The organism is Myxococcales bacterium (genome assembly GCA_016712525.1).
In the GTDB taxonomy this organism is placed as follows: Bacteria; Myxococcota_A; Polyangia; order Polyangiales; family Polyangiaceae; genus JAAFHV01.
On sequence record JADJQX010000001.1, the window covers coordinates 116,939 to 140,957 of the forward strand.

Sequence of the window (24,019 nt, forward strand, 5' to 3'; positions counted from 1 at the left end):
CGCACCTCGCCGACACAGAAGCGCCTACCGCGCCGAGAACGCGAAGTGGGGCGCGTACACGTAGACCGCGCCATTCGCCCAGAGGGTCTCGGGGCAGCCGAGGGCGCGAACCGCGCTCGACCTCGGGTCGATGGTGAGCTTGACCTGCGTCTTCGCCGCGTTCACGTACTCTCCCGAGAGAAACTCGAGCCCTTTGCCCGCGGCGAGCGCACACTTCTTTCCGTCGCTCAGCGTCGACGAGTCGACGTTCTCGGCCTTGAGGACGGTGTTCGCCGAGGCCTTGGCCGTCCCCTCTCCGCGGACCGGGAACCCGTCGGTCACCGGGGCTCCGGAGGAGCTCGCGAAGTTGGGGGCGAGCGCGGGCACGATCTTGGCGAATGCCGACTGGGTGGCCGTGTTTGCCGCGCCGAGGCTCGGCGCGTGGGCGCTCGTGATGATGACGAACTCGCGACCTCCGTCGTAACCGGGGAGGCACGCGTAGGTCGCCATGACGATCTCGGCGACGCCCCGAGTCCGGCTCACGCCGGCGCCGAGCTTGTGGGCGACACGCCACTTGCCGCCCGTCACGCGGTCGAGGATCTCTTTCGCGGCGCGGTTTTGCTCGCCCCCGAACGCGTTGGGCCGACCGAGGCTCACTCCGGGGAGGAGCCCCTGGAGCAGATAGACGGACTCGCCAGCGATCATGCCGCCAATCTCGCCGTTGCGCGTCAAGTTGCCGTAGAGGAGCGCGCGGACGTCTTCGGCCTGGATGGTGCCGTTGAAGCCCGGGAGACGCGTCGTCGGGTCGGTCTCGAACTGCGTGAGGCGCTTCAGCCACTCGCCCTGCGCGAGGGCCGACATCGTCTTATCTCCCGTAATGCCGTTTTCGATGCGCCCCATTCGGGTCGTCGAGCGGCCGTCGGCCGAGGTCCAGTTGAGGCTACCCTCGTTGAACGAGAAGGCGCCGTAGCCACCGCGGAAGTTGCTGCGGTCGGACAGGCGGAGCCACCTGTCGTGCATGAGGTCGGTCAGGTAGTCGGCGCCGGCCACGCGAAAGAAGTAGTTCGACATGCCATTCGAGCCGTCGACTCCGCTCGAGCCGCCCCCGGGGGCGCTGCCCTTCGCCGCGTAGGTGTGCACGGCGGTGGTCATGTCGCCGAGGTTCACGTTGCCGACCGTGCCGTCGCCGCCGACCTTGCCGCCGCTCTCGGTGCGCGCGCGCGCCATGGCGCCCGAGATGGCCATGAACTTGCTGGAGCTCCACGGCTCGTACACCGTGTTCTGCTTGCCGTTGCTCAAGTAGAGATAGTGAGGCACGCCGCCGACACGGCGAATGTCGATGACGAGCGCCTCCATGTTGCGGGGGACGAGCGCGCTCAGCGCGGACCAGTCGGAGGCGATGCGGCCCTCCCACCCGTTCGAGCCGTAGCCCACCTCGGCGGCCGACTTGTACGTGTAGGTCTTGCCGTTGAAGGTGCCGGTCTTCGATTTGTCGGACACGGGGCACGTGAGGAAGCGGTCCTCGAGGTTGCCCGGCACGGGGCCGTACGCGTCGAGCCCGTGGTGCTCGTAGACCTCGTCCTCGCTCTCGCCGGCGAAGTCGCCCTCCTCGGCAGCGCAGCCCTGGACGACGAGGGCGGAGAGCAACACGAACGAGAGGGCGCCGAGCTTGTGGGTGCGGGGCATCATGCCCAGGGGTAGTGCACACCCTGTACCACATGGGAGCTAGGGCGATTCGCGGGGGTCTGGGGGGGGGTGGCGGGCCGCGCGCGGGTACGAAGTGATCCTCGCGTGGGGCAGCGGGGCACCGCTGAGGGCGCGGATCGGGCCCACGAGGTTTCGCGCACTTGGCGCCAACGTCGGTCGGATCGTCCACCTGGTTTCGCGCACTTGGCGCCAACGTCGGTCGGTTCTGCTCCCGTGTGGGGCCTCTTCGTGTGGGGTCCAACCGGACGACCGCAGCCTCGACTCCCGACCGATCTTGGCCGCTCGGAGCGCTCATGCGAGCCTGAGCTATGGCCCACTCCCCCGAAGAGCCGCGTGACGGCGATCCCGCCGACGAAGACCGCAACGCCATCCTGCGCCGGCGAGGCGCCTTCGTGAGCGCGGCGCTCGCGGCCGTCGCGGGCGGCGCGATGCTCTCGGTCGCGTGCAGCCCCGAGCCTTGTCTCCAGTGCCCGCTGAGCGGATGCTCGGACGACCGCCCGCTCGTCGACGCGAGCGTGGCCCCCGACGCCGACGCCACGGCTCCCGACGCGAGCGACGCCGCGGCTCCCGACGCGAGCGACGCCGCGGCTCCCGACGCGAGTGACGCTGCGGCTCCCGACGCGGGTGACGCGGGCGGCGACTGACACGCCGCTTCGGGGACCTCCCCCGCTTCGCTCGGAGGCTTCGCGCGAGGGGGTGGAGCGACGGGCCGCGGGGGCGCGGAGCCGAGAACGAAGTTTGGGGGAGGTCGCGGGCGCGGAGGCCGATAGGCCGAGCACCCGCGGGTGGGGGCACCCCTGCTTACCCCTGCTTACCCCTGCTTATCTCTCTTCTGCTACCCGCGCCCCAAGGTGACCACGAAGCGGCCGTGGCCGTCGGCCTCGGCGCGGACGTCGCCCCCGAAGCGCTGCGCGAGCCGCTGCGAGATCGCGAGGCCGAGCCCCGCGCCATCGCCGACGACTCCGCCCGGGCCACGCACGAACGGCTCGAAGATACGGCGCACGTCCTCGGGGGCGACTCCGGCTCCCTCGTCGTCGAAGTGGACCTCGACGGGCCCTTCGCCCTCGGCGCAGACACGCACCTTGACGGTCGCCCCGTTCGGTGAGTGCCGCACCGCGTTCTCGAGGACGTTCCGGAAGACCCGCGACACGTCTCCGAGCGAGCCGCGCACCTCGGCGGCGCGGCCGTCGAGGGCGATCGCCACCTCTTTCAGTGCGGCGATGGCGCGCACGTCGCGGATCGCGTCCTCGACGGCGTGGAGCACGTCGCAGGTCGTCGTCTCGGGCTCACGCGCGAGGGCGAGCAAGTCGTCGGAGAGACGAGCGAGCCTCTCGACCGAGCCGAGCGCCCCCGAGAGCGCGACCTCGTACTCCTCGACCGTGCGCGCCGTGCGCGCCGCGAGCTCGATCTCGAGGCGGAGCGCGGCGAGCGGGGTCCGGAGCTCGTGCGCCGCGTGGCTCACGAAAAGGTCGCGCGCCGCGACGAGCCCGACGAGGCGCTCGATCATGGCGTTGAGGTCGCCTCCGAGCTGGCGAAGGTCGTCGTCCTCCGCGTCGAACCGGACGCGCGCGGACGTGTCACCGCTCGCCACCGAACGCGCGACACGGACCACCTCGGCGTGCCGACGCGTGAGTCGAGAGGCGACCCCGAAGGCCACGCCCGCGGCCCACACGCACCCGACGAGCCACGCGAGCGCCATGCCCTGGGCCAAGATGCGACCGTCGTCCTCGAGATCGTCGCGCGTGGTCGCGAGGAGGAGCGTCCGCGCGGGGCCCGAAGCGGAGACCTCGAGGGTCACACCACGCATCGGGTGGCCGTCGTGCTCGAAGTCGAACGGGGCGCGCACCATGTGAGGCGAGAGCTTCGGTACCGAGCGGAAGTTCTCGGTCGTCGAGAGCACCTCTCCGGAATCCCCGTAGATCACACCGTATTTCGGCAGCGGGCCGACCGCGTTGGCGGATGGGCCGGGGGCGTCGGTGAGGCCGAGGGCGCCGTTTCTTGCCTCGGTCGCCTCACGCTCGGCCACCTCGAGCAGGGCCGCGTCGAGCTGGCGCCGCTGCGACGCTACGAAGGTGCTCCACACGAGGAAAAACGCGCCGCCCATGGTGCCTGCGGTGAGCGCGAGGACGGCGAGCGCGGTTCTCGTGCGGAACGTCACGGCGCGCTCGTCCGAAGGCGGTAGCCCTCGCCGCGCACCGTCTCGAGGAGACGAGCGTGCGGACCGAGCTTGTCGCGGAGGCGGGAGACGGCCACTTGCACGAGGTTGGACGGGCCGACCTCGCCATCCCACACGGCGCCGACGAGCTCTTCGCGCGTGACGATCGTATCGGGGCGACGCGCGAAATAGAGGAGCAAGCTGAGCTCTTTCGCCGTGAGCGGAGGCAACAGCACCCCCGAGACGAAGGCCGTACGCCGAACGACGTCGATCTGGAGATCCCCGGCCGACACCACCTCGGGCCTCCTTCCTCGTCGCCCGAGGGCCCGAACGCGCGCGAGCAGCTCGTCCATCGAGAACGGTTTCGTGAGGTAGTCGTCGGCGACCGTGTCGAGCGCGTGCACCCGCTCTCTCGTCTCGGAGCGCGCCGTGAGCACCAGAACCGGCGCATGAAACCCTCGCGAGCCGAGCACGGAGGCCACGGTGAGCCCGTCGCCGTCGGGCAGCATCCAGTCGATGACCGCGACCTCGACCTCGGACACGTCGACCCCGAGCGCCTCGGCCGCGCTCCTCGCGAGCACCACCGTGTGACCGTCGGTCTCGAGCGCGCGCTTCACGAGGGGCCCGAGGCGAGCGTCATCCTCGACCAGGAGCACCTGCACGAGAGTCACGTTACACGCCTCGGGGACCTCGTGAAGGGGCTAGGGCAAGGTTCGTTACCGGACGGTAACCTTTCGAGAAATAGGCCTCCCCGCCCCGCGCGACATGGCTACGAAGGTCGCCATGAGACTCCGAGTCTTGGGTGGTCTCGTCGTCGCGCTCGCGACGCTCCTCACCGCCTGCCAAACCCACAAAGACGCGCACGGGATCGAGCGCGACGTGCCACACGTCGAGGGTGAGCTCATCGTGTTCTCTCAGGCGTTCCGCGAGCGCGCGGGCCTCACGATGTCGCCCGTGACGCGCGCCGACCTTCGCCCGACGTTACGGCTCACGGGGACGGTGTCCCTCAACCCGAGCCACGTCGCCGTCGTCGGCACACGCGTGCGAGGCACCGTCCGCCGCACGTTCAAGGTCGAGGGCGACGAGGTCAAAGCCGGGGACGCGCTTGCCGAGATCGAGAGCGCCGAGCTCGGCGAGGCCCAGTCCGGGGTGCTCCAAGCCGAAGCCGCGCTCTACGCCGCCGACATCAACGCGAAGCGAGAGCGGGATCTGCTCGGTCGCAGCCTCACGACGGCCCGCGAGGCCGAGGTCGCCGAGACCGAGCTCGTGACCCGCAAAGCCGCGTTGACGGCGGCGAACCAGCGCGTGCGCGCGTACGGCGGGGGCGCCGGTGGCTTCGGGATCTTCGTCGTACGCTCTCCGATCGCCGGCCACGTGGTCACCGGGCACCTCTCTCCGGGGCAGTCCGTCGATGCGACCAACACGTCGTTCAAGGTGGCCGACATCCGCCACCTCTGGGTGGAGCTCTCGGTCTTCGAGAAGGACCTCCCGTCCCTCCGCGTGGGCGACGACGTCACGGTCTCGCCCGCCGCCGAGCCGGACGTGCGCATCGCCGGCAAGGTCGCCCATGTGGGCGAGGTGATCGACGCGACCACACGCAGCACCGATGTCCGCATCACGGTCGACGATCCGCCCTACCACCTCCGGCCCGGACAGTCGGTCGTGTCGCTCATCGCGACCCAGGCCACGGGCAAACCCGTGCTGCTCGTCCCCCAAGAAGCCGTGGTCTACGTCGACGGAAAATCCACGGTCTTCGTAACCGAGGGGGACACGAAAGTGCGGGTCGCGCCCGTGAAGGTCGGGAGGACCGACGGCACCCGCCTCGAGGTGCTCGAGGGGCTAACGGATGGCCAAGCGGTGGCGACCAAGGGCGTCTTCGCGCTGAAGAGCGAGCTCTACCGGTAGCCATGCTCGAAAAGCTCGTCGCCCTTTCCATCCGCTTTCGCAAGGTGATGGCCGCGCTCCTCGTCGTGGTGCTCGTCCTCGGAGTCGTGGCCGCGCGCAACCTGCCCATCGACGCCCTCCCGGACGTCTCGAGCGTGCAGGTCGACATTCTGACGAAATGTGGGGGGCTCTCCCCCGTCCAGGTCGAGCGCACCGTCACGGTCCCCATCGAGAAGGCGCTGAACGGCATCCCCAAGAGCGTCGAGATGCGCTCCGTGTCGCGCTTCGGGCTCTCGTCGGTCACCGTCATCTTCAAAGACGGGACCGATCTCTGGTGGGCGCGCCAGCTCGTGCTCGAGCGGCTCCGGCAGGTCGAAGGGGAGCTGCCCCCGCAAGCCTCCACGTCCGAGCTCGCGCCTCCGTCCACCGGGCTCGGCACCATCTTCAAGTTCGTGGTGCGCTCCGATCGCCACTCGGCGATGCAGCTCCGCACGCTGCTCGACTGGGAAATAGGCCCACGCCTGCGGAGCGTCGCCGGCGTCGTCGACGTGAACCCCTTCGGCGGCGAGCTCAAGCAATACCAGGTGGTGGTCGACCCCCAGAAGCTCCGGGCCCGCTCCCTCACGCTCACCGACGTGACCTCGGCGCTCTCGGCGGCGAGCGTGAGCGTGGGCGGTGGCTATGTCGAGCGCGCCGGCGAGTCCTACACGATCCGTGGCAGCGGTCTCGTCAAGAACGAGGCCGACATCGGCGACGTGGTCGTGCGCACCACAAGAGACGGGCCGGCCGTGCTGGTCAAACACCTGGGCGAGGTGCGCATCGGCTCGGCGCTCCGCTACGGCGTCGTCACCTTGGACGGCGAGCGCGAGGCCGTGTCCGGGCTCGTCATGATGCTCGCCGGCGGAAACAGCCGCGACGTCGTGATGGCGGTAAAAGAGAGGGTCGCCGAGATCGAGAACGACCTACCTCCCGGCGTGCGGATCGAGGTCATCTACGACCGCTCGGACCTCGTCGGGCGCACGCTCAAGACGGTGGGCACGAACCTCGTCGAGGGCCTGCTCATCGTCACGGTGGTCCTCGCCATCATGCTTGGCACGGTGCGGGGCGCCGTCGTCGTGGCCCTCGGGATCCCGGCGTCGATGGCGATCGCCCTCTTCGGGATGCACCTCTTCGGGGTCACCGGCGACCTCATGAGCCTCGGGGCGATCGACTTCGGCTTCTTGGTCGACGGCCCGATCGTCATCTTGGAAGGGATCATCGCCGCGACGGCCGGCAAAGAGCTCATGGGCCTCGCGAGGGCGCGAGCCTACGAGGACGTGAGCAAGCTCGTGGTAAAGCCCGTGGCGTTCGCGGTGGCGATCATCATGCTCGTGTACATCCCGCTTTTGACGCTCGAAGGCGTCGAGGGGAAGATGTTCCGCCCGATGGCCATCACGATGGCGTGCGCGCTTTTCGGGGCGCTCGTCTACTCGGTGGTCTTCTTCCCGGCGCTGGCGACGCTCTTCGTGCCGCCCGCGAAGGGGCACGGCCCCAAGTGGCTCGAGGCGATCGCGCACGCGTACGAGCGCATGGTCGTCGGCGCGATTCGGAAGCGCGTGGTCATTGGCGCCGTGACCTCCGCCGCGCTCGTGGTGGTCGGCTTCGTCTTCTCGCGTGCGGGCGCGGAGTTCGTGCCGCGCATCTTCGAGGGCGACTGCGTGCTCGCGCTCCAGCGCCCGCCGAGCATCTCGCTCGAGGAGGCGAAGCGCCTCGATCTCATGGTCGAGAAGATCGTGCTCTCCTACCCCGAGGCCAAGAAGGCACTCGGACAGAGCGGGCGCGCCGAGATGGCGCTCGACGCCGTCGGAAACAACAACACCGACATCCTCGTACCTCTCAAGCCGATGAAGGAGTGGCAGAACGCGTCGAGCCTCGAGGAGCTCAGCGGGCTCCTCAAGGACCACATCGAGACCGAGGTCCCGTCCACGTTCGTGTCCGTGTCGCAGCCCATCGAAGATCTCACGAACCAACTCATCGCGGGCTCACGCGCCGACGTCTCGATCAAGATCGTGGGCAAAGATCTCGACACGCTCGTCCCCCTCTCGAACCAGATCGGCGACATCGTGCGCGGAATCCATGGCACGGCCGACCTCAAGATCGAGCGAATCCTCGGCGGGCCCATGATCACGGCTACGGCCGATCGCGCGAAGATGGCCAGGTACGGCGTCAAGGTGGCCGACGCGTTCGCCGTGCTCGCGGCCTCGCGCGAGGGGCTCCGCGTGGGCGACGTGTACGAGAACGAGCGAAAGTTCGACCTTCGCGTCGTCGTGCCTCCGTCGCGCCCGAACGCCGAAGCGCTCTCGGAGCTCTTCGTCGAGACCGAGCGCGGCGAGGCCGTGCCCATGCGCGAGGTCGTCACGTTCGAAGAGGGCGACGGCCCGTCCGTGGTGAAGCGACTGAACCGCGAGCGCCTCATTCGCGTCGACGTGAACCTGCGCGGTCGCGACCTCGTCTCGTGGGTAGAAGAGGCGAAACGAAAAGTGGGAGAGAAAGCCAAGTTGCCCACGGGGTATCGCCTGGAGTGGGGTGGGCAGTTCGAGAACTTCGAGCGAGCGTCGAAGCGCCTCGCTTTGGTGGTGCCGGCCGTGGTCGCGGTCATCTTCGGAATGCTCTTCTTGATGTTCAAGAGCATCCGGCCGGCGACGGCGGTGTTCCTCCTCGTCCCGCTCGCGGCCACGGGAGGCATGTTGGGGCTGCTAGGCCGTGGGATGCCGTTCAGCCTCCCGGCGGCGGTCGGTTTCATCGCGCTCGGCGGCGTCTCGGTGTTGAACGGCGTGGTCATCGCGACGGCGATCGAACAAGAGCGCAAGAAGGGGCTCGCGCTCGAAGAGGCGGTCGCGCGCGGGGCCGCCCACTCGATCCGCGCCGTGCTCACGACGGCGGCGGTCGCGGGGCTCGGGTTCTTGCCGATGGCGCTGTCGACGAGCGCGGGGTCCGAGGTGCAGCGCCCGCTCGCCACGGTCGTCATCGTGGGCATCTTCCTGAGCACCGGGCTCACGCTGCTCGTGCTGCCGGGCCTCCTCTTCGTGGCCTACAAGGGCGAGCCGGTGGCCGAGCCAACCGACGGGCGCGACGAGACCGACACCGGGCACCAAACCCTCGAGGCCACGCCATGAGGGCACCTCCGAGGCGGGGGGCGGGCCCGTACCGAACGAGCGCCGTGCCGAGGCGGGCGGGCCGGCGAGAACCCCGACCGGTCCCCGCGGCGTTCGTGCTGGCGTGGTTCCTGGTCGTGGGCCAAGCCGTGCACCTCCTGGCGTCCCATGCTGAATCGGCAAGCCTTCCGCCGCTGGGGGTCGTGGTGCTCGGGCTCGGAGCCGTCACGTTGGCGGCAGAGCTCACCCGCCGCCGAACCTGACCCCGCACCAGGTTTCGCGCACTTGGCGCCAACGTCGGTCGGATCTCCCACATGGTTTCGCGCACTTAGCGCCCACCCTCGACGCCGCTTGGGGTCCCCCCCTGAGCGGGCGGAGCCCGCGATTTGGGGGGGCACCGCAGGCGCGCAGGCCGAAGGCCGAGCACCTGCGAGGGGGGGCACCTTCTCTCCTTCACGGCACCCGGTCCATCGCCGAGCACCTGCAGAGGGGGGGCACCTTCTCCCCTACAGCCGCCCCAGCATGGCCTCGGCGCGGAGCTTCCACACCATGCCGACGGCCTCGACGAACACCTTGCGGCTCATCTTGGAGTGGCCCACCTTGCGGTCCACGAAGACGATGGGCACCTCGCGGACGCGCATGCCCTTCAAGATCGCGCGGTAGGTGAGCTCGATCTGGAACGAGTAGCCGTTCGAGCGCACCGCGGAGAGGTCGATGGCCTCGAGGGCGCGCCGCGAGAAGGCCTTGTAGCCGCTCGTGAGGTCTTTCACGGTGAGGCCCAAGATGGTGCGCGAGTAGAGCGAGCCGCCCTTCGAGAGAAAGTGCCGGCCGAGGCCCCACCCTTCGACGCCGCCGCCCGGCACGTTGCGTGAGCCGATGACCACGTCGGCGCCGCGATCGAGCTCGGCGACGAACGCCGCGAGGTAGCGTGGGTCGTGGGAGAGATCGGCGTCCATCTCGAAGAAGCGCTCGAACCCCTCGGAGAGGCCCTTTTTGAAGGCCTCGACGTAGGCCGTGCCGAGGCCGAGCTTGCCCTTGCGGTGGATGACCCGCACGTTCGGATCGCGCTCGGCGATGGCGTCGGCGATGGCGCCGGTGCCGTCCGGAGATGCGTCGTCGACGACGAGGACGTGAGCCTCGGGCAGCGCGGACCGCACCTGCGTGACGAAGCGCTCGAGGTTGTCGCGTTCGTTGTAAGTGGGCGTGACGACGAGCGTTCGGGCCATCGGGCGCCCCTCGGTCTTAGCAAACTCGGGGCCCCGCGTGGGCGAATCCCTCGCGAGAGGTGCCCCGGGGCGCTTTTTTCGCTCGACGGGGCCCCGTTCGCGGCTCGTCTCCTCGACAAGCGAGGCCCAAATCTGGGGGTTAGCAGCCCGTTGATTTTCTCCCGTCCCCCGTCGGGGACTTCCAAGGGTCGTCGGCCGCTCGCCGCCGCATCCCGACCGCCTTCGTTGCGATCCTGCGGTGCGTCCCCCGTCGGGGACTTCCAAGGGTCGTGCTCACCTACAAGAGTAGGCTCCGCGCGCTCCTCGGATCGCTCCTCGGCGGGTCGGGCGCGGACGTCGAACGGCCTCGGTCCGAAAAATCAACGGGCTGCTAGGCCAGGGGTTTTGCCTGTACGATGGGCTGTGGGCTTGAAGTCGACACGGCCGCCTCCTCCGCCTCCTGCGAGCTCCTCGCGGGACGTGAGCGCGCCTGCGAGCCCACGCCGCCGAAAAGACGACCGCACCTCGAGCGGCGAGTTCGACATCGCCTCGATCGCGAAGGACCTCGAGCGGAGCCGTAGGGTCGCGACCGCGTTCGTCGACGTGGGCCAGGCCCTCGGTCAGAGCCACGACCTCGACGTGCTCTTGGACGTGGTGCTCTCGCGCGCCATGTCCACCCTCGAGGCCGACCGGGCCACGCTCTACGTGCTCGATCGGCGGAAAAACCAGCTCGTGAGCCGCGTCATGCAGGGCGGGTCGGTGCGCCAGATCCACCTCGCCGTGGGCGAGGGCATCGCGGGCGAGGTCGCGCGCACGGGCGAGCCCATCGTCGTGACCGACGCCTACGAGGACCCTCGCTTCAACCCCGGGTGGGACCTCACCTCCGGCTACCGCACGCGCACCATCTTGGCCGTGCCCATGCGGGACACCGAGGGCAAGACCAACGGCGTCGTGCAGGTCCTCAACAAGCGCACCGGCGTGTTCACCAAGGAGGACGCCGAGCTCTTGTCGGCGCTCGCCACGTCGGCCGGCATCGCCATCGAGAACGCGATGCTGCTCCGCTCGCTCGCGGCCAAAAACGCCGAGCTTTTGCACGCGAAAGAGCAGCTCGAGAACCGCGTGCGGGATCTTCGCATCCTGTTCGATCTCGAGCGCGCGATGGGGCAGGTCTCCTCGCTCGAGGAGCTCTTCGCGTCGGTGCTCAAAGAGGCCGTGAAGACCGCCAAGGCCCGAGCCGGCGCCATCGCGCTCCGTCACGGCCCGACCGACGAGATGCAGCTCTACCTCTTGCCCGCGAACGCCCGAAAGACGCGCCACGTGCCGTGGACCCGGGGCGACGGCTTCTTGTCCGACGTGGTCAAGACCGGCGAGATCGTGCTCACGAACGACGCGCGCTCCGACGTGCGCTTCGACTCGGGCACGCTCGAGCTCGTGGGCGACGGAGAGCCCTGCGTGCTCGCGGTCCCCATCGAGGGCGAGACCGAAGAGCCCCTCGGCGCCCTCGCGCTCTTCGGCAAGGACGGCGCAGGCTTCACCGAGGAGGACCGAACGCTGCTCCTCCTCTTCGCGGCCAACGCGTCCACGTCGATTCGGCTCCAGATGCACCGCGAGGGCAAGGAGCGCGAGGAGCGCCTCACGACGATCGGCCGCCTTTTGTCGGGTGTCATGCACGACCTCAAGACGCCGCTCGGCGTGCTCTCGGGCTACCTCCAGCTCATGGTCCAAGCCGACGATCGCCCCCAACGCGAAGAGCTCGGGGAGCTCGCCCACAAGCAGTTCGGGCTCATCGCGGCCATGCAGCGCGAGGTGCTCGAGTTCGCGCGCGGCGAGCGGAGCATGTTCGTGCGAAAGGTGTACGTTCAACCTTTCTTCGAGGACCTCTGCCGCCAGGTCGAGGGCACCCTCGCGCGCGCCGGGGTCGAGCTGCGGCTCGAGCTCGCCTACAAGGGCACGGCCCGCTTCGACGAGGGCAAGGTCACGCGCGTGGTGCACAATTTGGCGCGAAACGCGGCCGAGGCGATGGCCGCCCAGGGTGGAGGCACGTTCGTCATCCGCGTCGAGCGCGAGGGCCAGGGCCCGCTCGTGATGACCTTCTCCGACACGGGCCCCGGCATCCCCAAGGAGATCCGGCACCGGCTCTTCCAGTCGTTCGTCACGAGCGGAAAGAAGGGCGGCACCGGCCTCGGCCTCGCCATCACCAAGAAGATCGCCGAAGAGCACGGGGGCACGATCGAGGTCGTCGCGAGCCCGAGCGGCACCGGGGCGACGTTCCGCTTCACGCTTCCGCAGGGCGAGGGCGCCCCGTGAGGCTCGGCGCACGTTCGTTCGTGGGGGTGCTCGGGCTCGCAGGAGCCCTCACCTGCGTCGCGGCCACGTCGCGAGCCGACGAAGGCGCGCCTCCCTGGACCGACGAGGGCGAGGTCCCGCTGGCCGAGGGCATGCGCTCGGTCATCCCGCGCAAGAACGAGAGCGCGCTCTACGCCGTCCCGGGCAAGCTCGACGCGCGGCGTGGCAGCGTCATGGGCCACGCGCGCCTGCCCTTCTTCGGCACGAAGCGCGGCCCGGGCTGCTCGGGGCGGTGGCTCTCGGTGGGCCCGCTCGCGTGGATTTGCTCCGACGTCGCCGAGCTGTCCGACGAGCCTCCCCTTCGGCCGGCACCCCCCAAGAACGCCACGGGCCTGCCCTTTCGCTATTTTTTCGCGGGACGCGACGGTGCCCGCGGGTACACGTCGCTCGCCCGCGCCGAAGAAGAGTCGGCCGACACCGACCTCGAACAAGGCTTCGGCGTCGCGGTGGTGGGCGAGCGCGAGGGCCGGAACGGAGAGCGCTTCGGGCTTACGCGGTCGGGCTTCCTCATCCCCTTGAAAGACCTGGTCGCCGCGCGCACGTCGGGCTTCCACGGCGAGGCGCTCGCGCCCGGGGCCCCCATGGATCTCGGCTGGGTCCTGCCCGACAAGGCGAGCACGTTCGCGGCGCCGAAGGCCGGCCAAAAGCCGAGCGGCGCGCGCGTCCGGTTCGAGGTCGTGCACGTGAGCAAGGTCGCGGGAGCCTTCGCCCGCACGAGCGCCGAGGGCGCCTCCCCCGAAGAGTGGATGCGGCTCGCCGATCTCGCCCGGCCGACGCTCGCCCCACCGCCGGCCGAAGTGGGCGGCGAAGGGGCCCAAGAGCGCTGGATCGACGTCGAGCTCGCCACGCAGACGCTCGTCGCCTACGAGGGAAAAACCCCTATTTTTGCGACGCTCGTGAGCACCGGCAAGGGGCCACCCAAGTCCGAGCTCGGCACCCACCTCGGGGTGCACCGCATCTGGGTGAAGCTCCTCGCGAGCAAGATGGACAACCTCGAACGGGACGACGTCGAGCACCACTACTCCCTCGAGGACGTGCCCTGGGTGCAGTTCTTCGACAAGGGCATCGCCCTCCACGCGGCCTTCTGGCACCAGCGGTTCGGGTACGTGCACAGCCACGGGTGCGTGAACCTGTCCCCCCTCGACGCCGAGCGCCTCTTCGCCTTCACGGGTCCACACCTGCCCCGGGGCTGGTCGGCTGTTTTTCCGACCGCGATCGAGCGTGGCACGGCCGTACGGGTGCGCTGACGCATAGCGTAACCTAACGAGGCCTTTACGTTTTCTACGAACGTTGTCTCCCGCGAAAATTCGGACTATGAAGCCGCGCACTCGGGGTGCGTCGCCCCGAGCTGCCATCGCGCGGTAGCGATGGGCGAAGGAGTCCGAGATGCGCGTGTCGAAGCTTGGTAACTTGGTCGTAGCCGCCGTCGTCGGCCTTCCGCTCACGCTCGTCGTGGCCTGCTCCGACGACCCGACCCCGGCCCCCGCCCCCACCCCGGTCCAGGCGTGCCCCAACACGCTCTCGATCGCCCCCGGCGCGAGCTGCTTCGACTCGACCGTCTCGTGCGACTACCCCCTCCAGTGCCCGGGTGGCTTCGACCAGCAGGTCCGCTGCTTCTGCGACGGCAAGTCGTTCGCCTGCAAGTACGGCGAGGACACGGTCAACAAGGGCACGACGCCCGAGTGCAAGCCCTTCATCAACCCGAACCCGCCCGCGTGCCTCGCCTCCGTCGCCGCGAGCGAGGGCAAGGCCTGCGCGGCCACGGGTCAGATCTGCAAGTTCCTCGGCCCGAAGTGCGCCGACGGCACGCAGAAGATCGACGAGTGCATCTGCGGCGCCAACGCCGACGGCGGCTCGTTCATCTACCAGTGCATCAAGAAGCTCTGCCCGGGCGACGGCGGCGTGATCCCCACGTCCGACGCGGGTGATGCGGGCGGCGGCGGTTGATCTCCGTCGTCTCCGCGGTCCGCGATCTCGCGAGACTCCGTGAAATTTCCACGGTACTCGTCCGACACGGATTCGGAGAAATCGTCGCTCGCGCCGGGTTCGGCCGGGCACGAAAGCCAAAGGCCGAGGGTGAGTCGGTCGAGCCCCCCAGCGAGCTCGATATCGCCGACGACGCCCTCGCCCAAGGCGAAGCAGAGAAGAAGCGCGCAGCCACGGCCGAGCGCCTGCGACTCGTGTTGCAGGATCTCGGCCCTTGTTTCATCAAGCTCGGGCAGATCGCGTCGACGCGCACCGACGTCCTCCCGCCCGACATCATCCTTGAGCTGAAGAAGCTCCAAGACGACGTCCCCCCGGTCCCGTTCGACGAGATCAAGAAAGTCGTCGAGACGTCGTTCGGCAAGCCCCTCGACAAGATCTACAAGCGGTTCGACGAGAAGCCGCTCGCCACGGCCTCCATCGGCCAGGTGCATAGGGCCTGCCTCGCCACGGCCGACGGCGACGTCGAGGTCGTGGTGAAGGTGCAGCGGCCGAACGTGGGCAACCTCGTCCTCCGTGACGTCGAGTTGCTCCACATCATGGCGGCCACCGTCGAGGCGACGATCCCCGAGTCGAAGCTCTACTCGCCCGTGGGCCTCGTGCAGCAGTTCGACCGGTCGATCACGGCCGAGCTCAACTACCTCATCGAGGCCGAGAACTGCGACCGGTTCGCCCAGAACTTCGCCGGCGACCCGAACATCCGCTTCCCCAAGGCCTACCGCGAGGCCACGTCGAAGCAGGTGCTCACCCTCGAGTTCTTCGACGGCAAGAAGCTGAACCAAGCCATCAAAGAGGGGTACGACGGCAAGCTCATCGCCAAGAAGTCCGTCGGCATCATTATCCGGCAGGCGTTCGATCACGGCTTTTTCCACGCCGATCCGCACCCTGGCAACATCATCATCCTCGGCACCAAAGAGGACCCGGTCGTCGGCCTGATCGACGTGGGCATGGTGGGCAGGCTCTCGCCCGAGCTCCGCGACCGCACGGTCGATCTCCTCATGGCGGCCGTCCGGAACGACGCCTACGGCGTGGCCGACGCGCTCTACGCCATCGGCAGGCCTACCCGCAAAGTCGACATGCGCGAGTACCGCGCCGAGGTGGCCATCCTCGCCGAGAAGTACCTCGGAAAGCCCCTCAAAGAGATCGACCTCGGCGCCATGCTGCGCGACCTCGTGCAGGGCGCCATGAAGTACGGCATCGAGATCCCGCCCGATTTCATGATGATCGGGAAGACGCTGATGACCCTCGACGGCATCGGCAAAGAGCTCGACCCGGACCTCGACATCTTCGGCGAGGCCACGCCCTTCTTCACCGAGCTCTTGATGAAGCGCTACTCGCCCCAGCGCATCGGCAACGACCTCATGCGGGGCGTCGAGCAGCTCTCGCGCGCGGGCTACGACATGCCCCTGCAGCTCCGCGAGGTGCTCGACGACCTCCGCCTGGGTCGCCTCGCCGTCCGCGCGCCCGACCCGCCCCTCGCCCTCGCCACCGAGCGCCTCGGACGCCGCGTGTTCTCGGGGCTCTACGTGGCCGCGCTCACGTTCGGCGGGGCCTACCTCCTGCGCGGCGAAGAGAAGCTCCTCGGCGCGCTCTTCCTCGTCGTGGGCGTCCTCGTCTGGGGGGGCCACGCCTTCCTCGACTGGCGCCGCGGCGCGACGCGCCTCTAACCTTCGCGGGTCGGAAGAGGTCCCACGGGCCGGGCCCGAAGCACCACCGGAGGTGCTTCGAGGCACCGCCGGCAGTGCTTCCGAAAAGCGCTCCCCTACGGCTTCCGCAGCGGAACCAAGATGCGGTTCGCTTCCCGTGGCTTGAGGCTCACCGCGATCTCCCCTTGAGGGTCTGTCGGCCGAGGCACACACGCCTCCGTCGACGACTCCGGCCCGAAGCACTTCGGAGAGTACTCCGTCTCCCCGACGGCGATCCACGCCCGCACACGCGTCACCTCCCAGAAGGGGAAGTCGAAGCAGGCATCCACGTGGTACGGCGCCCCGTCGTCGAGCACGGCCCGATCTCCGATCGCGCGGTACACGTTGCGACCGTCGCGGGCGTAAAAGAGCACGTACACGAGCCCCCGCTCTTCTCCCGCGTACGAGATTCCGGGCACGTAACATGTCCGACCGATCGGCGAGTCGTCCCCTCCGCAGGCCCCGAGCACGGCGCCCAAAAAGACCACGAGCGCCCACACCCCGCGCCTTACTCCGACTCTCCCATCTTCATGGTCACCACGAGGTCACTTCCCTCCTCGATATCCACGTACGTCTCCGCCACGATGTCCCCAGGTGCGGGCATGCACCGGTTCGACGACACGTTGGCGCTGCCCGAGCACTCCGGCCAAGGCTCCGTCACCCCAGGCCGATAGAATGCGATGAGCTTCTTCGTCCCGGTCGAAGACACCGAGAAGCACTCGCGGGTAAGAAAAACCAACCCACGAGACGGGTTCTTGTTGAACGTAGCGGCCGACCCCAACCCTCCCGAGATCACCACGCCGGTCGGCGGGTCAATCAACTTCGCCACAGTGATTTCGTCAAAAACGTCCGCTCCGGCATAGTCGATACGAATGGTGAGGCAGACATGCTCCGCCGGCCCACCCGAGCGGTAGCTCGAGCAGGCCGTGAGAACGAGCGAGAGGGCCGCGAGCGAGAAGGTGCGCGCTCGAAACCACCTCTTGGCCCATATGCGCCCTCCGGGACAGGTCTCCACCACCTTAGGGCTTTCGCAGCGGAACCAAGATGCGGTTCGCTTCCCGTGGTTTGAGGCTCACGGAGATCTCCCCTTGGGGGTCCGTCGGCCGAGGCACACACGCCTCCGCCGACGACTCCGGCCCGAAGCACTTCGGCGAGTACTCCGTCTCTCCCACCGTGATCCACGCCCGCACGCGCGTGACCTCCCAGAACGGGAAATCGAAACACGCGTCGATCGTCGCCGTGGAGCGCGCGTCGACCAGGTACCGCTCGGCATAAAGCCGATACACCATACGACCTCCTCGGTTGTAGAAGGTCATCATCACGAGCCCAGGCTCCGACCCCGGATACGCTATGCCAGGCACGAAGCACGTGCGATCGATGGGGGCATCGTCCCCCCCGCACGCTCCGACCACTACGGCCAAAGAGAGCACCAGCCCCAGCAACCCGCGCTTCACTCCGACTCTCCCATCTTCATGGTCACGAACAGGTCGGCCCCGTCTTCGATGTCGACCAAGGTCTCGGCGACGATGTCCCCCGGACCCGGCATGCAGCGGTTCGAGTACAGATCACCGACGCCTTCGCACTCGGGCCGAACCTCCGTCATGCCCGGCCGGTAAAACGCGATGAGCTTCTTCGTCCCGGTCGAGGCCATCGGGAGGCAGGCGCGAAAATCCTGGTAGATCCCGCGCGCGCCATCGTGGTCGTAGGAGAGCGCCACGGCTTGGCTCGCGTAGAGCACCTGCCCGGTCGCAAGGTCGATCATCTTCGCCACAGTCATGTCGTCGAACACGTCCGCGCCGCCATAGTCGATCCGAATCGTGAGGCACACCCACGCCGCCGGCCCACCCGAGCGGTAGCTCGAGCAGGCCGTGAGCACGAAGGTGAGGAGCCCGCCAAAAACGAGCAGCCCCACCGCTTTTGGACGAGACTTTACCATTCTGGATGCAAACACAGCTTAGCTGCCGAACGCCCAAAAACCGCTGGGAACGAAATCGTATCGAACTTCTCGCGCATACCTTCGATCCCATGACGCCCGCAAGAACCAACGACCTGACCAAAGTGCTCGTAGGTCCCCACGAGGGTGTTCAGCCGGGTTTCATATGCAGGCCAGGCCGGTGAAGAGCCTTCGATGGCAGATCTTTCGCCCTTTGCGCGAGCCATGAGGGAAAGGCGCGGCGCCGTCACGACCGAAGAAGATACCGCTGGCACCTCCACGACGGTTGGCATGCACACACCTCCCCCTGGCGCCCCAGCGCAACCTGCAACGACTCGCGTATTGGGAGGCGCTGGCGGAGGGGTCACCGACGTAACCGATTGTGCGCCGAAGATCATCGAGAACCCCGGAACGGGGAGCACCTGCGGCATGAACCCGCTGCACTGCCGGAACGGAAGTGTCATCTCCTGGTGAAGCTCTCCGAGCACGCAATTCGCGCCGTAGCTGAACTGCACCGGGATGGGCGGCCGATCTTGGAGGTGAATGACCCCCTCTTTGCCCCCGAGCAAGGCAAGGACGGGATTCGATACCTTCACGAAGTCCATCGATTCGAGCGTCACGTTCTTGGCGTAGCCCACCTCGCCCACCGTGACGATCGTGAGCGCGAAGCCCACTCGCCCGTCGGCCTCTTCCACCTTGCGGGCGTTGAAGTGCTCCACCAGATAGGCCACGATATCGTCGGAATTTCCGAAGCTCGCGCCCGTGTCGGCGACGTCGAGCAAGGGGTGGCCTTCGGTCCCGTCGAACACGATGACACCGGGCTCGGGCCTCTCGACCTTCGCTCAGGGAGAGCCCGACGAATCGCCCTCCTTGCGCAAGAGATGAACCTGCTCGGAGAAGGGAATCTCCACGCTGATCCCGGGATCGATCGTCGGTTCCGACGATTCGAGCCCCTGCTCCGAGAGCCCAGAGCGCTCGGGCTCCGAGAAACTGGAGCACGCAGACGAAGAAAAAACCACGAACATGAGCCCCGTCAGGGCCACGAGAGAACCACGCATCGAGGGTGTATGCTTTCCCACCTCACGCGAGAGACCGTGTTTGCCGCACGGCGACCCCTCACGCGACTCTTTCTGCCACGACGAACCCGTTCAAGCAAGAAGAATGTACGACAGTCGCTCATTGGGGCCGCCATGGCAAACCCGACCAGGCCGAGGTGAAGAGCCGATAGGGCTGGGGCCCGAACGGCGCCTGTCGCACGGGAGATGGGTCGGCGGGCTCTTGGCGTTCGTTGCGCGATTTCTTCACGGCGTGTCGATTTCTCGCGGCCCTCGAGGAGTGGCCCGTGGGCACTGGCCCCGCGGGCGGGCTCGAGCGACGGGCGTGCTCGGAGGGGCGCGCTTCTGGCGGCGACGAGCCTCTGCGCCCATGCTCGCGTCTCTCGCTCGCGCCGCCTTTCGCCCCGTCCGACACGTCCTTCCAGGCATCGCAAGGGATGCTTTTCTAGACCCTCGGAAGAAAGCTCACGGGCCCCTGTAAGGCCCGGGTGGCCGGCGCGTTCTTCGGGCATGACACGCCGACGAACCTACGGTCGCTCTTCTCCGCTCCTCTCGGCGCTCCTCGTCGCCCTCGCCGCGAGCTCGGTCGCGTGTGGCGCGTCGGCGCGAGAGCCCATGATGCCGTCCGCCGCGATGGCCTCCCCGGCCTCCCCGCCCGCCCCTGCCTCTCCCTCGGTCGAGGCTGCTCCGGGAGGCGCTATGGCTCCCTCCGCCCCGATGGCGGGCCAGCCCGCTCCCGCCCAGGCCCCTTCGCCCCACGCGCCAGGCGCCACCAAGGCGAACGCCGCCGCCCCCGCGCCCGATGCGTCTTCCAAGAAGGGCAAAGAGGCTCCCCAGGCAGACGGTCGCGCGGCCTCCCTCGTCGTCTACACCGGCCAGCTCGCGATGCTCACCGAGAACGGCAAAATGCCCGAGAGCATCGACGCCATCATCGACGTCGCCGAGTCGCTCGGCGGTGGGCTCATGGGGCGCCGCGACGACGGCGTCGACATCCGTGTACCTTCTGCCCAATTCCGCGCGGCGCTCAAGGGCATCGAGAAGGTCGCCCCCGTGACCGCGCGCTCCGTGAAGGCCGACGACGTCACCGAGCAGGTGCACGATCTCGAGGTGCGCCTCTCGAACCTGAAAGCGACGCAGAAGCGCCTCCAAGACTTCCTCTCCCGCGCGCAGAACGTCAACGAGGCCCTCACCGTGGGCCGTGAGCTCGAGCGCGTCGCCCAAGAGATCGACGTCATCGAGGGGCGCGTAGGCTTCCTCCGAAACCGCGCGAGTTTTTCCCAAATCTCGGTCGCCCTCCGCGAAAAGCCAAAAGAGCAGCCGCTCGTCGTGGTCACTCCGCCTCCTCCGCCACCCAAGGTCATCCCCCCGTCCGAGGTGCCGAACCTGCCCGTCCCGTGGCTCGAGCGCCTCGGCGTCGACCCCGTGCTCTCGATCCCCAAGCCCTGAACGCCTCGGAGCTCGCCATGAAAAACTCCCTCTTTGCCCTCGCCGTCACCGTCACCGCCGCGCTCTCGGCCCTCCAAGGCTGCGCGAGCGTCGCCAAGCTCGACACCCCGTCGGGCTTCGCCACCGTCCCCCACGATGACACGTTCGCCTACCGCTCCCTCTCCGCCAAAGGCGTCGTGCTCGCCACCCGCACCGAGAAGAACGACCTCCGCGGGAACACCGACTTCTGGAGCGAGAGCATCGACCTCAAGCTGACGCGTGCAGGATACACCAAACAGGCCGACAAAGAGGTGACGACCGCCCGCGGCCTCAAGGGGCGCCAGCTCCGCTACGCGGTCGAGCGGCGTGGGCGCGAGCACCGCTACTGGGTCACGGTGTTCCTCAAGGACGACCGCGTGGTGCTCGTCGAGGCCGCGGGCGACAGTGAGCACTTCGGCGCTGCCGAGGCTACCGTCGAGCGCTCGATCGCCACGCTCCGCGTCGACTGAGCGCTCACTCGGGCACTTCGACCTCGGAGGGGCGCATGGTGCGGAAGTTCTGGTCGACGTAGTCGATGACCTCGTCGAACCACGAATCGAACTGGGGGCCGCCCTCGCGCTGCGCGTCGACGTAGAACGAGCCCTGGATGCACTCGGGTTTGCCCGTGGTCGGGTTCGAGCGGCAGCGTCCGTCGACGTACACCACGATGAACTTCGGGAGCCTGTTCTCCGACGCGCGTGTGCCGTCGTTCATGAAGTTGTTCGTCACGAGGGCCACGGCCTCGAGATCGCGGGGATCTTGGCCATACCCGTGGAGCACGTAGACGACCGGATAGCGCACGTCGCGCGCGCGGTTGTCGGCGTTGGCGTACCCGGGCGGGAGGGTGATGGCGAGCGGGCCCGTGCGTTTCGTCTTGGGGCCGGTGAAGAACGTCTGGCAGCGGCCGAGCACGAGGCAATCCACGGGGAAGGAGCTCCCGCCGGCGTCTGTCATGGGGTTCGCCGTGGTCACCTCGCTGCGTGTGCGGTCGGCGTCGGGCCAGGCGTGCGCCACGTAGTAGAAGCCGAAGAGCAGGCGGTTCAAGAGCTGCGCGGGCGTGCCCACGTGCATCCCGTCGCCGAGCTTGATGGCGTCGGGCGTGGCGTCCACCGTGCCGTACCTCACGTTGGGCACGTCGGCCATGTCGGCCCAGAGCAGGTCGGACGGGGCGAAGTCCTTCGGGCGGGAAGGGTCCTGCCCGGGGAGCATCTCGTAGCCGCTGTAGAATGCAACGGACTTGAGCGGTTTGCCCGTGGCGTCGCGGCGGGACGACACCGCCCCCGCGAAGTGGTTCGCGACCGACGCGAAGTTGAAGAGGTCACGCACTCCGCCGTCCGTCACCACGTCGAGGCGCCGGAGGGCGTCGTCCGTGAGGGGGCCGCCAGGCACGTTGGTGGCCCAGCGCGAGACGATGGAGTGGGCGTCGAACGAGCGCATGTACGACAGGCCCGACGCTTCGGAGTACACGCCATCGCCCTCGCCCGGATCGCCGGCGATATGGCGCGATTTCGTGTTGGGTACGCCGTCGAGGCCGTCGTCCCGGAATTTCTCGCCGAGCTCGTAGTGGTGATTGCCCTCGGTGCCGTCGGGGGAGAGCGTGTAGTCGTAGTCGTCCTGGTTCGGGTCGGGGTTCGTGAGCGGGTCGTAGCCGGGCTCGTCCTTGTCGCAGAGGCCGTCTTGCCCGCAGTCGTCCCAGGGCTCGTGGCCCGAGCGGATGATGGGCTCGTTCTCGTCGCGGATGCCGTTGTCGTTCAAGTCGACCGCGACGGCGAAATTGACGGGCTGTTTGCGATCCTCGGGGGCGTCGGTGAAGGTGTTTTTGTACGGGCTCTGGCCGCGCTGCCCACCATCGCAGAAGGTGATGACGGGCTTCGAGCCGTCCGGGTTGTACTCGTCGTCGAAGTACCCGGTCTTGGCCTTCCACTGGTTCTTCGGATCGCAGCGGAAGGCTTGGCAGGCCTGCTCGATCTTGCGTTGGCGCTCCACGTCGGTCGCGTCGCTCACGCTCGACACGGTGAACGAACAATCGAGGCCGGGCGGCAGATTGGGGATCTCGGAGAGATTGCCTTTGACCCAGGGGTCGTCTTTCTTGGGCCCGGCGACGAGATGAAGGAGGGATTTGTCCTGGTTTTCGCTCGCGAGGCTGCCGAAAGCGAGCGAGAGATCGTTGAAGATCTTCACGTACGAATCTCGCGGGAACGAGCCGCCGTTGCCGCTGCCCTCTTCGTACCAAAAGTGGTTGTAGTCCATCGTGTGCGCGAAGGGCTCGGCGATGGGGTAGAGGTTCGGCGGCACCTTGGCGCAGCCGGGGTTCGACGCAGGGCAGAAGCCGCCGCTCACGTACGTCTCGACGAACCAGGTGAGCCACGTGTAGTCGGACACGCCCCCCAAAGGGGCTATCGCGTCGAGCTTGTCGTGGTGGCGCATCCCGAAGCTCGCCGCGCCGCCTCCGCCCATCGAGAAGCCGAGCACGGCCCTGTGCGTGAGCTTGCGGCGCCGCACGCCCTCTCCCGCGCCCTTTCGAACGACGGCTTGGTACGAGCCGAGCCACGGCGTCGAGAAGGCGAGCAGATAGCCCCCTTGGCCGTCGGGCACGATGCGCGGGCTCGCCACCGGGACCACACGCGGCTTCTTCGCGCGCGGGCCGGAATAGAGCACCTCGACGTGGCGAAGGCGCGCGAGCCTTGGCATGGCCGCGGGGTTCACGGGCAAGGTGACGTCGATCTCGCGGCGGAGCGGGCCGAGGGAGGTGTACGGGGCGCTACCCTCGAAGGAGACGGCCGGCCCGAGCGCCACGAAGCCGGAATTCGCAGCGAAATCACCGTTCTGCGCGCAGGTGACCGAGGCCCCGAACGGCTTCAGGCCGAGCTCGTCGGTGCGAACGAAGGCCTCTTTGGTGGTCGCGACGGAGGCCGTGGCGAGCGGCCCCGTGCCGGTGACGCGCACGGCCTCGCCCGACAAGGTGGCCTGTCCACGCCCCTCGCCCGCCGAGCACGTGGGCACCGCCGCGTCGCGCACGTCGATCGGGAGCGTCGCCTCGGCCACCTCGGTTCGCTCGGGGTCGTTCGGATCTTTGCGCACGATGCGCGCCGTGATCGTCGTCTTGCCGAGGCTCTTCGCCGAGACCTCGAACGTCGCGCTCGGGTGGCGGAGATCGACCTTCACCTCGCTCGTGGCCGACACGGCGGAGGACGCGGCGACGAGAGAGATCGCGTGCGGCTCGCACAGGTCCGGATCGACGACCACCCGCACGGGGCGAGAGGCACCCGGGGAGACGACGAGCGTCGGAGGATCGAACCGGATGCGTAGCGCGGCCGAGTTGTCGGGCTCGCAGATCTCGCCTTTCGGGAGCTCGGTCTTCGGGAAGATCGGCGCGACCACCGCGGGGTCGTCGCCGCACGCGGCCGAGGCGACGACGAGACCACAGAGCAGAGACCGAGGGACGGCGAGGCGGTGGGAGCGAGAGGTCACCCGTGAACGGTACCGTCA

General features: G+C 68.4%; 19 protein-coding genes. 9 read left to right on the forward strand and 10 right to left on the reverse strand.

What is annotated here, in order from left to right; all coding sequences use genetic code 11:
- Positions 1 to 24: 24 nt before the first annotated feature.
- On the reverse strand, positions 25 to 1,668 hold the full coding sequence (locus IPK71_00480; protein MBK8212196.1) for a hypothetical protein: 1,644 nt from the start codon (positions 1,666 to 1,668) through the stop codon (positions 25 to 27).
- A gap of 326 nt (positions 1,669 to 1,994) precedes the next feature.
- On the opposite strand from IPK71_00480, the gene IPK71_00485 reads away from it, so the two are divergent.
- Positions 1,995 to 2,330 carry a hypothetical protein gene (locus IPK71_00485; protein ID MBK8212197.1) on the forward strand — a complete coding sequence of 112 codons (336 nt, stop codon included), beginning with the start codon at positions 1,995 to 1,997 and terminating at the stop codon, positions 2,328 to 2,330.
- A 191-nt stretch (positions 2,331 to 2,521) separates the two neighbouring features.
- Here the strand turns inward: IPK71_00485 and IPK71_00490 are convergent, their stop codons facing one another.
- Together IPK71_00490 and IPK71_00495 are read right to left on the reverse strand one after the other, a co-directional pair.
- A complete protein-coding gene (locus IPK71_00490; GenBank protein ID MBK8212198.1) occupies positions 2,522 to 3,844 on the reverse strand; it encodes a HAMP domain-containing histidine kinase in 1,323 nt (440 codons plus the stop codon).
- Positions 3,841 to 4,512 carry a response regulator transcription factor gene (locus IPK71_00495; GenBank protein ID MBK8212199.1) on the reverse strand — a complete coding sequence of 224 codons (672 nt, stop codon included), beginning with the start codon at positions 4,510 to 4,512 and terminating at the stop codon, positions 3,841 to 3,843. The genes IPK71_00490 and IPK71_00495 overlap by 4 nt, the downstream gene beginning before the upstream one ends.
- A gap of 112 nt (positions 4,513 to 4,624) precedes the next feature.
- Here IPK71_00495 and IPK71_00500 point away from each other — a divergent pair, with 112 nt between their 5' ends.
- On the forward strand, positions 4,625 to 5,746 hold the full coding sequence (locus IPK71_00500) for an efflux RND transporter periplasmic adaptor subunit (GenBank protein MBK8212200.1): 1,122 nt from the start codon (positions 4,625 to 4,627) through the stop codon (positions 5,744 to 5,746).
- A 2-nt stretch (positions 5,747 to 5,748) separates the two neighbouring features.
- Positions 5,749 to 8,880: an efflux RND transporter permease subunit gene (locus tag IPK71_00505; protein MBK8212201.1), complete on the forward strand. Its 3,132-nt coding sequence runs from the start codon at positions 5,749 to 5,751 to the stop codon at positions 8,878 to 8,880.
- Positions 8,881 to 9,365: 485 nt separating this feature from the next.
- On the opposite strand, the gene IPK71_00510 is transcribed toward IPK71_00505, so the two are convergent.
- Complete coding sequence (locus IPK71_00510; protein MBK8212202.1) at positions 9,366 to 10,085, reverse strand: polyprenol monophosphomannose synthase; 720 nt, start codon at positions 10,083 to 10,085, stop codon at positions 9,366 to 9,368.
- Between the two features lie 408 nt (positions 10,086 to 10,493).
- Here IPK71_00510 and IPK71_00515 point away from each other — a divergent pair, with 408 nt between their 5' ends.
- The 4 genes from IPK71_00515 to IPK71_00530 all read left to right on the forward strand — a co-directional run bounded on the left by IPK71_00515 (position 10,494) and on the right by IPK71_00530 (position 16,060).
- Positions 10,494 to 12,371: a GAF domain-containing protein gene (locus IPK71_00515; GenBank protein ID MBK8212203.1), complete on the forward strand. Its 1,878-nt coding sequence runs from the start codon at positions 10,494 to 10,496 to the stop codon at positions 12,369 to 12,371.
- Positions 12,368 to 13,657: a L,D-transpeptidase gene (locus tag IPK71_00520; GenBank protein ID MBK8212204.1), complete on the forward strand. Its 1,290-nt coding sequence runs from the start codon at positions 12,368 to 12,370 to the stop codon at positions 13,655 to 13,657. The genes IPK71_00515 and IPK71_00520 overlap by 4 nt, the downstream gene beginning before the upstream one ends.
- A 139-nt stretch (positions 13,658 to 13,796) precedes the next feature.
- Positions 13,797 to 14,357 carry a hypothetical protein gene (locus IPK71_00525; protein ID MBK8212205.1) on the forward strand — a complete coding sequence of 187 codons (561 nt, stop codon included), beginning with the start codon at positions 13,797 to 13,799 and terminating at the stop codon, positions 14,355 to 14,357.
- A complete protein-coding gene (locus IPK71_00530; GenBank protein MBK8212206.1) occupies positions 14,354 to 16,060 on the forward strand; it encodes a hypothetical protein in 1,707 nt (568 codons plus the stop codon). Before IPK71_00525 ends, IPK71_00530 begins: the two co-directional genes overlap by 4 nt.
- 95 nt (positions 16,061 to 16,155) lie before the next feature.
- Here the strand turns inward: IPK71_00530 and IPK71_00535 are convergent, their stop codons facing one another.
- The 5 genes from IPK71_00535 to IPK71_00555 all read right to left on the reverse strand — a co-directional run bounded on the left by IPK71_00535 (position 16,156) and on the right by IPK71_00555 (position 18,793).
- Positions 16,156 to 16,578, reverse strand: coding sequence for a hypothetical protein (locus IPK71_00535; GenBank protein MBK8212207.1), 423 nt, complete (start codon positions 16,576 to 16,578; stop codon positions 16,156 to 16,158).
- Between the two features lie 8 nt (positions 16,579 to 16,586).
- Positions 16,587 to 16,907: a hypothetical protein gene (locus IPK71_00540; GenBank protein ID MBK8212208.1), complete on the reverse strand. Its 321-nt coding sequence runs from the start codon at positions 16,905 to 16,907 to the stop codon at positions 16,587 to 16,589.
- Between the two features lie 190 nt (positions 16,908 to 17,097).
- Positions 17,098 to 17,367: a hypothetical protein gene (locus IPK71_00545; GenBank protein ID MBK8212209.1), complete on the reverse strand. Its 270-nt coding sequence runs from the start codon at positions 17,365 to 17,367 to the stop codon at positions 17,098 to 17,100.
- A 161-nt stretch (positions 17,368 to 17,528) separates the two neighbouring features.
- Positions 17,529 to 18,014 (reverse strand): hypothetical protein, encoded by a 486-nt coding sequence (locus tag IPK71_00550; protein MBK8212210.1) that lies wholly within the window; start codon positions 18,012 to 18,014, stop codon positions 17,529 to 17,531.
- Positions 18,008 to 18,793 (reverse strand): hypothetical protein, encoded by a 786-nt coding sequence (locus tag IPK71_00555; protein MBK8212211.1) that lies wholly within the window; start codon positions 18,791 to 18,793, stop codon positions 18,008 to 18,010. The genes IPK71_00550 and IPK71_00555 overlap by 7 nt, the downstream gene beginning before the upstream one ends.
- A gap of 783 nt (positions 18,794 to 19,576) precedes the next feature.
- Here IPK71_00555 and IPK71_00560 point away from each other — a divergent pair.
- Entirely contained in the window at positions 19,577 to 20,512 is a 936-nt protein-coding gene (locus IPK71_00560) for a DUF4349 domain-containing protein (GenBank protein ID MBK8212212.1), read from the forward strand.
- 17 nt (positions 20,513 to 20,529) lie between these two features.
- A complete protein-coding gene (locus IPK71_00565; GenBank protein ID MBK8212213.1) occupies positions 20,530 to 21,000 on the forward strand; it encodes a hypothetical protein in 471 nt (156 codons plus the stop codon).
- Positions 21,001 to 21,004: 4 nt separating this feature from the next.
- Here IPK71_00565 and IPK71_00570 read toward each other — a convergent pair whose 3' ends face one another.
- Positions 21,005 to 24,001: a hypothetical protein gene (locus IPK71_00570; GenBank protein MBK8212214.1), complete on the reverse strand. Its 2,997-nt coding sequence runs from the start codon at positions 23,999 to 24,001 to the stop codon at positions 21,005 to 21,007.
- Positions 24,002 to 24,019 lie beyond the last annotated feature (18 nt).

Bases quoted from the DNA above. Each gene is read 5' to 3' on its own strand.
- IPK71_00560 (MBK8212212.1), top strand. From the start codon at position 19,577: ATGACACGCCGACGAACCTACGGTCGCTCTTCTCCGCTCCTCTCGGCG.
- IPK71_00500 (MBK8212200.1), top strand. From the start codon at position 4,625: ATGAGACTCCGAGTCTTGGGTGGTCTCGTCGTCGCGCTCGCGACGCTC.
- IPK71_00505 (MBK8212201.1), top strand. From the start codon at position 5,749: ATGCTCGAAAAGCTCGTCGCCCTTTCCATCCGCTTTCGCAAGGTGATG.
- IPK71_00550 (MBK8212210.1), bottom strand. From the start codon at position 18,014: ATGGTAAAGTCTCGTCCAAAAGCGGTGGGGCTGCTCGTTTTTGGCGGG.
- IPK71_00485 (MBK8212197.1), top strand. From the start codon at position 1,995: ATGGCCCACTCCCCCGAAGAGCCGCGTGACGGCGATCCCGCCGACGAA.
- IPK71_00525 (MBK8212205.1), top strand. From the start codon at position 13,797: ATGCGCGTGTCGAAGCTTGGTAACTTGGTCGTAGCCGCCGTCGTCGGC.
- IPK71_00480 (MBK8212196.1), bottom strand. From the start codon at position 1,668: ATGATGCCCCGCACCCACAAGCTCGGCGCCCTCTCGTTCGTGTTGCTC.
- IPK71_00565 (MBK8212213.1), top strand. From the start codon at position 20,530: ATGAAAAACTCCCTCTTTGCCCTCGCCGTCACCGTCACCGCCGCGCTC.
- IPK71_00510 (MBK8212202.1), bottom strand. From the start codon at position 10,085: ATGGCCCGAACGCTCGTCGTCACGCCCACTTACAACGAACGCGACAAC.
- IPK71_00545 (MBK8212209.1), bottom strand. From the start codon at position 17,367: ATGGTGTATCGGCTTTATGCCGAGCGGTACCTGGTCGACGCGCGCTCC.